The sequence below is a fragment of the Eudoraea sp. genome (assembly GCF_049665975.1).
Taxonomy (GTDB): domain Bacteria; phylum Bacteroidota; class Bacteroidia; order Flavobacteriales; family Flavobacteriaceae; genus Eudoraea.
The window spans coordinates 1-11,802 of record NZ_JBATGR010000120.1 but is presented as its reverse complement, the minus strand read 5'-3'; the positions used below and the strand labels follow the sequence as shown (position 1 = coordinate 11,802).

Annotated in this window: 9 protein-coding genes; 3 read left to right on the top strand and 6 right to left on the bottom strand. The window is 36.3% G+C overall.

What is annotated here, in order from left to right:
• Positions 1 to 11 precede the first annotated feature (11 nt).
• Entirely contained in the window at positions 12 to 1,346 is a 1,335-nt protein-coding gene (locus tag WBN20_RS04825; protein ID WP_424280900.1) for a TolC family protein, read from the bottom strand.
• Positions 1,347 to 1,952: a TetR/AcrR family transcriptional regulator gene (locus WBN20_RS04820; protein ID WP_424272100.1), complete on the bottom strand. Its 606-nt coding sequence runs from the start codon at positions 1,950 to 1,952 to the stop codon at positions 1,347 to 1,349. It lies immediately after the preceding gene.
• A gap of 166 nt (positions 1,953 to 2,118) precedes the next feature.
• On the opposite strand from WBN20_RS04820, the gene WBN20_RS04815 reads away from it, so the two are divergent.
• On the top strand, positions 2,119 to 3,093 hold the full coding sequence (locus WBN20_RS04815; protein ID WP_424272099.1) for a polyprenyl synthetase family protein: 975 nt from the start codon (positions 2,119 to 2,121) through the stop codon (positions 3,091 to 3,093).
• On the opposite strand, the gene WBN20_RS04810 is transcribed toward WBN20_RS04815, so the two are convergent.
• On the bottom strand, positions 3,090 to 4,235 hold the full coding sequence (locus WBN20_RS04810; protein ID WP_424280899.1) for a lycopene cyclase family protein: 1,146 nt from the start codon (positions 4,233 to 4,235) through the stop codon (positions 3,090 to 3,092). The two genes, WBN20_RS04815 and WBN20_RS04810, sit on opposite strands and share 4 nt — an antisense overlap.
• 51 nt (positions 4,236 to 4,286) lie before the next feature.
• Complete coding sequence (locus WBN20_RS04805) at positions 4,287 to 6,590, bottom strand: TonB-dependent receptor (RefSeq protein ID WP_424280898.1); 2,304 nt, start codon at positions 6,588 to 6,590, stop codon at positions 4,287 to 4,289.
• Positions 6,591 to 6,667: 77 nt separating this feature from the next.
• Here WBN20_RS04805 and WBN20_RS04800 point away from each other — a divergent pair, with 77 nt between their 5' ends.
• Together WBN20_RS04800 and WBN20_RS04795 are read left to right on the top strand one after the other, a co-directional pair.
• Positions 6,668 to 7,327 carry a metal-dependent transcriptional regulator gene (locus WBN20_RS04800; protein WP_424272392.1) on the top strand — a complete coding sequence of 220 codons (660 nt, stop codon included), beginning with the start codon at positions 6,668 to 6,670 and terminating at the stop codon, positions 7,325 to 7,327.
• The gene (locus WBN20_RS04795) at positions 7,327 to 8,142 is read left to right on the top strand and encodes a ZIP family metal transporter (protein WP_424272394.1); all 816 of its coding nucleotides are present in this window, start codon (positions 7,327 to 7,329) and stop codon (positions 8,140 to 8,142) included. The genes WBN20_RS04800 and WBN20_RS04795 overlap by 1 nt, the downstream gene beginning before the upstream one ends.
• A 32-nt stretch (positions 8,143 to 8,174) precedes the next feature.
• On the opposite strand, the gene WBN20_RS04790 is transcribed toward WBN20_RS04795, so the two are convergent.
• On the bottom strand, positions 8,175 to 9,320 hold the full coding sequence (locus WBN20_RS04790; protein ID WP_424280897.1) for an efflux RND transporter periplasmic adaptor subunit: 1,146 nt from the start codon (positions 9,318 to 9,320) through the stop codon (positions 8,175 to 8,177).
• Between the two features lie 10 nt (positions 9,321 to 9,330).
• The coding region (locus WBN20_RS04785; RefSeq protein ID WP_424280896.1) for a CusA/CzcA family heavy metal efflux RND transporter at positions 9,331 to 11,802 on the bottom strand (2,472 nt) is incomplete at its 5' end.

The window sequence follows — 11,802 nt, the reverse complement described above, 5'->3', positions numbered from 1 at the left end:
GAGTTGATGGTTTAATTGTTAAGAACAGTTTCCAATTCTGTTTTTCTATTGATAACTTCTACCATAGATTCCAGATAATCCTGCTGTGCAGTATAAAGTTGTATTTGTGCCTGTCTTAATTCAAAACTAGTAGCCAGACCTTCGAAATATTTTGTTTGGTTTTTCTTTTCAATCCGCTCTGCCAGATTGAGATTGCTTTTTGTAGTTTCATAATCCTCAATAGAGAAAATGTAATCGCTTTTGGCCCGTTCGAGTTGAAGTCTTATCTGTTCTTCGGTTTCTGTCAGTTGTGTTTTTGCCTGGTCATAAGCAATTTTCGCTCTTTGGGTTGTGGCACTTCTATTGAGTGAACTGAAAATAGGAATTTTCAAATCGAAGCCCAGTACAGATGATCCGAACCATTGCTGTTCACTTTCGAAAAATGTAAAGGTGTTGCTAAAAGCAGAGGCTCCATAATTTACAAAAGCATTAAGTGAAGGCAAGGCTTTACTTTTGGCCAGCTTTAACTCGTAATACCTTTGCTCATTTAGGTTGGCTACTAACTTGTAATCTACATTATTTTCCATAAAGAATTCTGATTCGAGGAGGTCAAAATCAATTTGTTTTAATACCAGATCATCCAGATTCTCTTTTAATACAGTTTGATCTTCAATTGGAAGCCCCATTATTAAATTGAGCATTTGTAATGTTATATCTTCAAATCGGATTGCATTTTTTAATGCGCTAATAATGGAAGACAATGTAATTTGAAGTTGCTCAACACTTTCTTCATCTCCAAGGCCGTTTTCAAAGAGTTTTTCAGTTTCAAAGAGATTTTTCTCCAGGGTTTCCTTATTGTTCTCCAGGATAGCGACTGTTTCCTGGGCAAGCAAAACATTGCCATATGCTTCTATGACAGCTTTCCTTATATCCTGATCTGTTTTCTCCTTATTATTTTGACTATATCTAAGAAAGGCTTCAGTGGCCTGCACGCCTACAATATAAGAACCATCGAAAATTTGCTGGCGTAGGGTGGCTGTTGCATTAACCTGATTTTGTTGACCAAATATAACAGGGAGGAAAGACCCGGGTTCTCCTCCCACAAATTCACCGGGGATAAGTGTTACCGGTTGTTTTAATTGATTTTGGTAGCTAAGATTACCGTCAATTTGAGGTAAACCTGTAGCAATAACCTCCCATTTTTGCTTTTGAGCATCTAGTATTTCTCTATTGGCATTTATTACACTGTAATTATATTCAAGCGCATAAGTGATGGCCTCTTCGAGTGAAAAACTATTGCGTTGTTCCTGGGAAAAGGAACAACTAACAGATATGAATGCTAAAATGGTTAAAAATTGAACTTTCATTTAATCCTGATTTGATTTGATTATATTATTGAGTATTTCCCTCCCTTTTGGCGTGACAATACCCCGGAGATGGTATTCCAAATAGTTGTCCATAAGATTAACCACTGGAAATTTAGCTACAGGGAATAGTCTGCTATCTTTAATACTAGTGATTCCTGAAAAGTAAATTCTTGCGACAAATTCAACGTTCAGATTATCCCTGTAAATTCCTTGAATAATACCTTTTTTTACATTGTTTACAACGCAATCATGCATCATATCAAATTGTTTATTCCGAAGGGTATTAAAAATTCTGGGATAGTATTTTTGAAGCTGATATTGAGGAGAAGTCTTCTCATCGTTTAAATGCTGCATCACGAGTCTTTTGATCTCATAGAGCTCTTCAATAGGATTCTTTTTAAGTAAACATATCTCATCAATTCCGCAGGAAACGGAATCAAAGACATGCATTGTACAGGCCTCCACCAATTTTGTCTTGTTTTCAAAATTGGAATAAATGGTTTTTTTGGAAATACCCATTGCATGAGCAAGGTCATCCATAGTAACGCTCTTAAATCCAAGATTTAAAAAGAGATCCGTTGCTTTGATTAATATTTTTTCTTTCATGATCGAAGGCAAATATAATCAGGAAACTATAAAAACATAAATAGTTTCCTAGGTTTTGCAATTTTTTAACAAACCACCGGTCTAAAGTCATTTTTTTGTTAACAGGAAATTTACATAAATGTTCTGTGGTGAGTGCTTTTAGTGTATTTTTGGAAAAAAATTACAAATGCCGGACATCGAATTCTTTCGGGGATGTTTTAATACCTATCTGGAGAATAGACTAAATACAAAAGAGCCTCATAATTTATACGATCCGATAGTATATATTATGGATTTGGGAGGGAAGAGACTCAGACCAATATTAACCCTTATTAGTGCTGATGTATTTGGCGGAAAACATGAGGATGCCCTGGATGCGGCCCTTGCAATTGAAGTTTTTCATAATTTTTCTTTGGTACATGATGATATCATGGATGCAGCACCACTTAGAAGAGGAGAAAAAACTGTGCATAAAAAATGGGATATTAATACTGGTATTTTGTCTGGAGATGTTATGCTTATTAATTCTTATCAATATTTTGAGAATTATCCGGCTGATTTATTTAAATCCTTGATTAAAGTCTTCAGTACATCAGCAATAGAGGTTTGTGAAGGGCAGCAATATGATATGGACTTTGAAAGAAGTGACCAGGTTACTGTTCCGGATTATCTTAAAATGATTACTTATAAAACCGCTGTTTTGATTGCAGCAGGTATGAAAATGGGAGCAATAATATCCCGGGCTTCAGAGAAATCTCAGGATGCAATTTATGATTATGCCATCAATCTTGGCATTGCCTTTCAATTACAAGATGACTATCTGGATGCCTTCGGCGATCCTGAGAATTTTGGAAAGCAGGTAGGTGGTGATATTATAGAGAATAAAAAAACATTTCTGTATATTAAGGCAATGGAATTAAGTGCCGCGGAGGATAAAAATGAATTAAAAAACCTTTTTTCAATAAAACCAGCTAACCCGAAAGAAAAAATAGAAACCGTTAAAGAGATATTTATTAGAAGCGGTGCTGCGGTAGTAACCAGGGAAGAAATTGAAAAGTATACACGGCGGGCATTTGAATTATTAAACTCTTTGGAAGCACCTGAAAATAAGAAGGAAGTTCTAAAAAATTTTGGCAATAGACTTATGAACAGAGAGGTTTAGAACAACCTGTTAACTAGTGCTTTGATAAAATAGGTTTTGGGACAGCTTGAAATAATATGAAGATCTTCTTTTATATTGGTTGCTTCATCTAAAAATTTAAAAATGAGTTGGGGGCTACTACCCTTAAAAAGAGACTCAAAAATCCGTCTTCCCTTGCTGTTATCTTTATAGAGGATATCTAATAAGAGCAAATCATAATACCAGTATCGATCTTTTTTATTAAATGAAGAAAGTGGTTTGGTTGTTTTTAGAAAATCGACCAATTCTTTGGTTTTTCTGTTAGTACTCATAAAGGTATATCCCGTGCTGGGTTTGGCCCAACCTCCTGCTATTCCAATGTATAATATGTTATCACTGTTCATTGCAGAAAAATTATAGCAGGTCATCGGAATATTTCCCCTTTCTTTCTCTATTATCTCGTATTTGGTACAATTAAGTTTTTCTTTAATATAATTTTTAATGGCATTTTCATATTCCTCTTCAGCTAAGGTGTCAGCGGAAAACAGCGTATACTCAACCAAGCCTTCGTTTTCTGAAAATGGCAAAACATACATAAAGCGGGTATTGCCTTTTTGAGGGATTGAAAAATCCATAAAAGTTGCCTTTTCCGGATTAAATACGGGCTTGTCAGATTTAATAAACCATCCAATAAAGTGCTGTTGTAAAACTGGGTATTTGTTTTGTTGATAAAGCGACTTATAATCGAAAACACTATTGAATACTTTTCCAGCGCGGTAATTTCCATTTTCTGTAGTTACCTCCACATGGCTTTTATGATCAACCATTCCGGTAACCAGAACATGTGAAAATGTAATATTTGCATAAGCCTGTATACGATTCAAATAGTTATTATAAAAATCGAGCCCACGTAACATCTTATAGGTATAAGGTGCTATTTCACGATCTGTCTTAAGGCTTGCTCCTTCAAATTGAATTTTGCTCCAGCTTTTATTTATAATTTTATCAAAATCTCCTGCACTTTTTTCCCAAAAGCACCAGGTCCGATCATTGGTCTTTTTGGCATCCTTGTCGACCAATAAAACCGTTTTGTCCTTAAAATAGGGATCGCTTCCAAGGGCTTCAGCCAGCATTAAACCAGCTGCACCTGCACCAATTATAATATAGTCGTACTCTGTGTTCACAAATATGAAAACACCAAAAGTACAAATTACAATACCAATAACCTTGCTCCTTTAATTCAATCGGTAGCGCATACCTATAAACCCTCTCATTCCTTGATTTGGGCCATACACATAAGTGGGGTCAAACGTAAGGCCATATGGGTTGTCTGGTGTAGGGATAGCGTTACCTGAATTGTCGAATTGAACATTTTTATCAAAGGGATCATTGGCCCTTGCAATAATAAAAGGGTTCCCCTTATTGGGCGTCCAATCTAACAAGTTTTTTATACCACCATAAAATTCAAAATTTTTTACACCGGAATAGGTAAATTGAATATTTTGAATACTCCAGGTGGGAGAATATTCCTGTCTGGGATCGAGCTCGCTCAAAAGAGGCAAGCGCATTGGTCCATATAGATTCCCCGTGTAGTCAATAGAAAGATTTAGAGCTCTGAAGGCATATGATATACTCCAGGTTCCGCTAAAACTTTCAGTCAGAATTTGCCGTTGGGTGATACCGTTTTGTGTGTTGCTTACATCCATAAACGTAGCTCCCAAAAGTATTTTCAGCCCGTAAGGGAATGCCATGTCCAGGTTCGCGCTTATGCCTTTGGAAACAGATTTACCATCCAGATTCTTATATATTATCAAGTTGGGATCGGTATCATAATCAGGAAGAATAACATTGTTGAAATAAGTGTAAAAGGCTGAGGCGTCTATACCGATAAATGTCCCATCGTTACTGTATATTTTTTTGAGGTAATTAAGATTTACATTAATGGATCGTTCTGGTTTCAGTTCTTCAGCAATGATTACTTCTCTTGAACCGGTTAGAGCGGCGTGTTCCTCAGTAAAAAGATTTACAACACGGAAGCCGGTGCCAGCATTTAATCGGATTATGTCATTATCTGAAAATTTCCATTTATAAGCTAATCTTGGAGTGAAGATTGAACCATGCCTTTTGTCATAATCGTAACGAATACCGGTAAGTAAGGAGTGCTTTTTGGAAAATTTTATCTCATCCTGAACAAAAAGACTGGGGATCCAAACTATGTCTGCTTCATTCCTGACTAACCCGGAAGTTGCAGGGGTATTGTCATCATAATAATTGTATTTTATTGCGCTTCCAAATAGAAGATCGTGCTTTGCCAAAACCTTATCCCAGGTTAATTGCCCAAAACCAATACGCTGATCTGCAAGATAAGGTACTACGCCGTACACAGAATTTTGACTATGGTCATTGTAAGAAACAGAAAGCAGAATATTTTCTTTAACGGGCAATTGATACTTTCCCAGTATTTCCCACCTTCTTGTGTATATACTTTCACCATATATTTCGTCTCCGCCTCTGAATTCAGGGGTCCATTGCATTTCACCACCCCATCTGTCTTCATAAAAAAAACGGCCAGCCAATGAAAAAATACGGTTATACTCCCTATTTAAACTCCATTTTTGGAAGAAAGATATGCGATCCTGAAGAGTTAGATCTGTGAAATTATCTCCATTGTCATCGATTGGGTTGTCGTATTTGAAATAGTTTAATCCTAACAATAAGTTGGAATTATTTCCAATTTCAATTTTGGATCCAATATCCAGGTTGTACTCACCCCAGCCACTCATAAAATTGTCTGCGGCAAATGTGGGAGCACGCAGCGCATTTTTAGTAATTATATTAATAAGTCCGCCTACGGCTTCGCTCCCATATAAGGTAGAAGCGGGGCCTTTAACAATTTCAATTTGTTCTATGAGGGAATTGGGTATTCCGGACAGGCCATATACAGTGCCTAAACCACTTACAATGGGCATGCCATCTATTAACACAAGTGTATATGGTCCTTCGAGGCCGTTAATGTGAATATCTCCCGTATTGCAGACATTGCAGTTAATCTGGGGTCGTACGCCATTCACATTCTGAAGGGATTCAAAAATGCTTGAGGTAGGATTCTTTTTAAAAAAAGCGGGCTTATATACTTCTACAGGGACAGGGCTTTCCAATCTTTTTACGGGTTTTAAAGTACCTGTAACTACCATTTCATCTAATTGCTCGGATGAACTTTTAAGTATTACAGTAAGTATCAGTTCCTCATTATTTGCCAAAGTAATTTTTTGGTAGAAACTGTTGTACCCCATGGAAGAAGCTTTGATTTTATAGGTTCCATCGGGAATGTTATTAATAGTAAACTGGCCATTCCTATCTGAAGATGTACCAAGATTTGTTCCTTGAAGGTATATATTAGCAAAAGGAACAGGTAATTTCCCCTCCATAATAATACCTTTTATAGTATTCCGCTGAGAATACATATTGGATATCCCGATTATACTTGCAAACACCAATAGGACTGCTCTTAAAGGAATATGTACGGCAATGTATTTCATATGCCAAATATAATATTTAGACAAATCTAAAAATTTGTTTTTACAAATAAAAATGTATTTTTGTTAAAATGTTTTTTATGACCCATTCTGAGGAGAATTATATAAAGGCCATATTTCATCTGGGCAGCGAAGGGGAAGAAGTTATTTCAACCAATGCCGTGGCAGAAAGGATGGAAACCAAACCGTCTTCAGTAACTGATATGATGAAAAAATTATCAGAAAAGGGGCTGGTTCATTATAAAAAGTATCAAGGGGTATCATTAACCACCCTTGGTACTAAGACTGCCTTATCTATAATTAGAAAACATCGTTTGTGGGAGGTTTTTTTAGTAGAAAAATTAGATTTCACCTGGGATGAAGTACATGAAATAGCTGAACAACTAGAGCATATTAAAAGTGAAAAACTAATTGATAAACTTGACCAACTTCTAAGTTTTCCAAAATTTGACCCTCACGGAGATCCAATTCCCGGTAAAAATGGCGAGTTCATAGAGCGTGATAATCAATTATTAAGTCAAATTCCCATAGGTTCTTCAGCAATATGTGTGGGGGTAAAAGATTCATCTGCCGTATTCTTAAGGTTCCTCGATAAAAACAATATAGCACTTGGAAATAAAATGAAGATTGTTGAAAAAGAAGAGTTTGATAATTCATTACGAATTCATATTGACCAAAGAGAATTAAATCTTTCACAGCAAATAGCTTCTAACTTATACGTTAAAATGATCAAGTTATGATGGAGAATATCATTAGTTATTTTGAATCAATAAATCCCATTTTGGCTGCTTTTTACGCGACCCTTTTTACCTGGGGTCTTACTGCATTAGGTGCCGGTCTGGTCTTTTTTTTTAAGACTATGAACAGGGCCGTACTTGATGGAATGCTGGGCTTTACCGGTGGCGTAATGGTAGCTGCTAGTTTTTGGAGTCTTCTGGCTCCGGGAATAGAAATGAGCCCGGGGGAAGGTTTTGTTAAAGTAATACCGGCGTCGATCGGATTTTTGCTTGGTGCAGTTTTCATTTATGGACTGGACAAGGTTTTACCACACATACATATAAATTTTAAAGAAAGTGAAGGAATAAAAACACCCTGGCACAGAACAACGTTGCTTACTCTGGCAATAACCTTGCATAATATACCAGAAGGTCTTGCAGTGGGAGTCCTCTTTGGAGGAGTTGCCGCCGGTTTTGAAGGGGCCAATATAGGTGGAGCAGTGGCTTTGGCACTTGGGATAGGCCTACAAAACTTTCCCGAAGGTTTTGCAGTGGCCATGCCATTAAGAAGGCAAGGGTTGAGCCGACTTAAAAGTTTTACCTACGGACAAGCATCTGCTATGGTAGAGCCTATAGCTGCAGTTTTGGGCGCATGGGCAGTACTTACTTTCCAGCCTATTCTGCCTTATGCCTTGTCTTTTGCGGCGGGAGCGATGATTTTTGTGGTTGTGGAAGAGGTAATCCCTGAGACACAACAGGATAAATATACTGATATAGCCACAATGGGCTTTATTGGTGGCTTTATTATTATGATGGCCTTAGATGTGGGATTAAGTTAATTTACGCTGCTATAAATTTTTTATGCTTTTCATCATTCGCCCATTAAGGTAAATGCACCCTTTGTTAAAAACTTTGAATCGGCAGGAAAGTCATTTGCATTCTTTATGGAGGTGTACCCATTATATACAGTACTTACTTCCACTTTTACCGGTTTCAAATTATACACTTCCTCTTTTTTAGATTCCAGTAATAGGAGGTATGATGTACCCTCATTGGATACAATTGCCTCCGAAGGAATACTCATGGTCACATTATCTGAAATAATTATAGTTGCGTGGACGAACATTCCTGTCAGAAAATTATGCTTTTCAAGATCTTTAAGATGACCATGTACTTTTACCGTTCTGTTTTCTTCTATGGATGTGCTTATTAAATAAACCTCTGCGGCATATACTTTTGATGATGCTTCCGGTATTTCAAAGGTAATCTCCTGTCCTTTATGAAGCTTCATTATATCTTTTTCAAAAACAGATAATTCTAAATGGATATGGTCATTATCTACAATTTCAATGATAGGTGTTGCAGGCGAAACATACATCCCCAGAGATATATTAACCTGGGTAATGCTGCCACTAATGGGGGCATTTAATGTGGAGGTAGTACTTATAATACCCTTTTCAACATCTGAAGGAGAAATTTTGAGCAGATCTAATTGTTTTCGAAGCCCCTTGTAAGTGGCTTCTGCTTTTTTATAGTCGCTTTCAGCTTTTAAAAAACTTTTTTGTGATGAAATGTTTTCTTTAATCAATATTTGTTGGCGCTTATATTCAGATTTCAAATAGGTCAATTGTTCCTTTATCTCTAAATATTCTTGTTGCAAGGTTACAAAATCCGGATTTTCAATAGTTACCAATGCTTGCCCTTTGGTTACCCGATCTCCGATTAATAAATGCGTATTTTTAATATAGCCCCCCATAGTTGCACTCACTACTGCTCTGTTTGCCGGAGGCACATCAATTAATCCATTGGCCTGAACCAATTCAGGAAAAGATTTTTCTTCCATACTACCTATTGTCATGGCGTTTTCTTCAAATTGTTTATTCGAAAGTTCAATAACGGTGTCTTCAGGATTTAGATCCTCCTGAACGTCTGTTCTATGTGCAGGTTCTACATTTTTACAGTTCAAAATACTGATTACAAATATGAATTGAATGAAATAATATAAAATACGTTTCATGACTTAGTTTTTAATAAGTTAGATAGTTAATGGCAATAACGGTTTGATTGTAATCATTTAGGCTATTTAAGTAATCCAGTTTAATCTCATAGGCATTTTCAAGACTAAGGATATACTGGAAATAGTTGATTTCACCGTTTTTGAAACTCAGGGTAGCCGTTTTTAAAATTTCATCAGATATAACTGTGCCCTCTTCTTCATAATATTTTAAAGCCTTTTCCTGCTTAATTAATTTGGCATTAAGGGCCATATATTCATTATTTAATTGAACTTCATACTCCTTTGATTGTTCAACTGCAATATCACGGGCAATGGAGGATGCCTTAATTTTGGAAGATTGACCAAAAAACAACAATGGAATTTTAAGACCCAGATAATAGCCATATAAATTTTGATTCAGATTGCTGTTTGATCCCAGAAAATAGCTCAAACTCAGATCGGGTAATAAAAGTTGTTTTTCATATTTACGTTGATTATCAAAAAGATTTACTCTATTGGAATAATATTCTAATTCTATACTATTTTCCAACCCTACAGGACTCAATGTAACTTTCTTTTGTGCGGCCATTCTAATGTTAATACTGTCCTCAACCTGTACCATTTTAATTATATTTCCATAGGCTAAGACTACATCTTGTTCTGCCTCATCTAATTTAATTTGGATCTGTTTTTGTTTGGACTGAGTGGTTATTTTTTCCAGATAATTGGTTTCTCCAAGTTCAAAACGGCGTTCGGCTATGGTCGCAAAATTTCTAAACAGACTATCTAATTGTTTATAAATAAATTCCTTCTCTTTTGCATATTGATAGTCATAAAATCTGGCTGTTACCTCCTTTTTCAATCTTTTTTTTTGGATTTCATACCCACTGGATTCTAAATTATAACCGGCCATATTTACTTTCTTTTTCGAGAAATAAACTGTTGGGAAAAGAAAATCCTGCTGTACCCCAAAAACGTTTACTGGTTCACCATTTATAGCAAGATTATTTTGGTCATACTCGTAATAAACCTGAGTCTTGTCAAAGCTGAAGGCGCTTGATATCATAGCATCAGATTTGCTAACCTTTAATGAATCTGCTTTGAGGCCTGCATTGTTTTCCAATGCAATTGCCATTAATCCGTCAAGGCTTAAACCACTTTCCTGTGCACTTAAAACGGGTGTAAAAAGAATTGCTGCGATAAGAAGAGCATTAGAATTATTCTTTTTTAGAAGTTTTTTTAGTACAAGTTTTCCTGGTTTACTAAATATGCTATATAAGACCGGGAGCACAATTAGTGTCAAAAAGGTGGCACTTACCAGGCCGCCTATCACAACGGTTGCTAAAGGACGTTGTACTTCAGCTCCGACATTTGTGGATATTGCCATTGGCAGAAATCCCAATGCAGCTGCAGATGCAGTTAGTATTACAGCCCTTAACCGGTCTTTTGTGCCTTGAATAATTAGCGCTTCCATGCTTTCAAATTTTTCTAGTTTTAATTCTTTAAAATGTTCTATTAATACAATACCGTTGAGAACAGCAATACCAAAAAGGGCTATAAAACCTACTCCTGCAGAAATACTAAAGGGCAGGTCTCTTATCCATAATAACAATACTCCTCCAACAGATGCAAGGGGAATTGCTGTAAAAATCATTAATGTTTCTTTAAAAGATTTAAAAGCGAGATAGAGCAACACAAAAATTAAAACCAAAGCAATAGGTACCGCTACCATTAATCTTGATCTCGCACTTTGAAGATTTTCAAATTGCCCGCCATAACTTATCGTATATCCGGCAGGCAGTGTTATGTGGTCATTTATTAAGTTTTGGACATCATCTACCACCGACTGTAAATCACGGTTACGCACATTAATGCCTACCACTATTCTCCTTTTGGTGTCATCCCGCGATATTTTGGCAGCTCCTTTTTGATAGGAGATATCAGCAAGCTCACTCAGGGGAATCTTACCATTGGAAGGGAGATCAACAAATAAATTCTTAAGATTGTCAATATCCTGTCTGTTATCGTTTGTGAGGCGAACCACTAAATCAAACCGCTTTTCGCCTTCGTAAATACTACCCACTTTTTTCCCGGCAAATCCCATGGCAATCATATCATTCAGTTCCTTGATATTCAGGCCATAACGTGCAATTTTTTCACGTTTGTATCTGACGTTCATTTGAGGAAGGCCAACAATTTTTTCGACAGTTATATCAGCAGCCCCGTTCACATTTTCAATTAATGATTTTATCTGATTGCCTATTTTGCTGAGAATTTCCAAATCTTCACCAAAGATTTTTATGGCAATATCTGCCTTAACACCTGTTATTAATTCATTAAACCTCATTTCAATGGGCTGAGTAAATTCTACTTCTATGCCGGGAAGTATTGAAAGTGCCTCTTTGAATTTATTGGCCAGTTCATCTTTAGAGTTAGCCGAAACCCATTCTTTTTTTGAATTTAAAATTATAATGACATCACTTTCTTCCATAGACATTGGGTC

What these genes read in the sequence shown, in the direction of transcription:
- WBN20_RS04815 (WP_424272099.1), top strand. Translation starts at nt 2,119, where the DNA reads ATGCCGGACATCGAATTCTTTCGGGGATGTTTTAATACCTATCTGGAG.
- WBN20_RS04790 (WP_424280897.1), bottom strand. Translation starts at nt 9,320, where the DNA reads ATGAAACGTATTTTATATTATTTCATTCAATTCATATTTGTAATCAGT.
- WBN20_RS04820 (WP_424272100.1), bottom strand. Translation starts at nt 1,952, where the DNA reads ATGAAAGAAAAAATATTAATCAAAGCAACGGATCTCTTTTTAAATCTT.
- WBN20_RS04800 (WP_424272392.1), top strand. Translation starts at nt 6,668, where the DNA reads ATGACCCATTCTGAGGAGAATTATATAAAGGCCATATTTCATCTGGGC.
- WBN20_RS04825 (WP_424280900.1), bottom strand. Translation starts at nt 1,346, where the DNA reads ATGAAAGTTCAATTTTTAACCATTTTAGCATTCATATCTGTTAGTTGT.
- WBN20_RS04805 (WP_424280898.1), bottom strand. Translation starts at nt 6,590, where the DNA reads ATGAAATACATTGCCGTACATATTCCTTTAAGAGCAGTCCTATTGGTG.
- WBN20_RS04795 (WP_424272394.1), top strand. Translation starts at nt 7,327, where the DNA reads ATGGAGAATATCATTAGTTATTTTGAATCAATAAATCCCATTTTGGCT.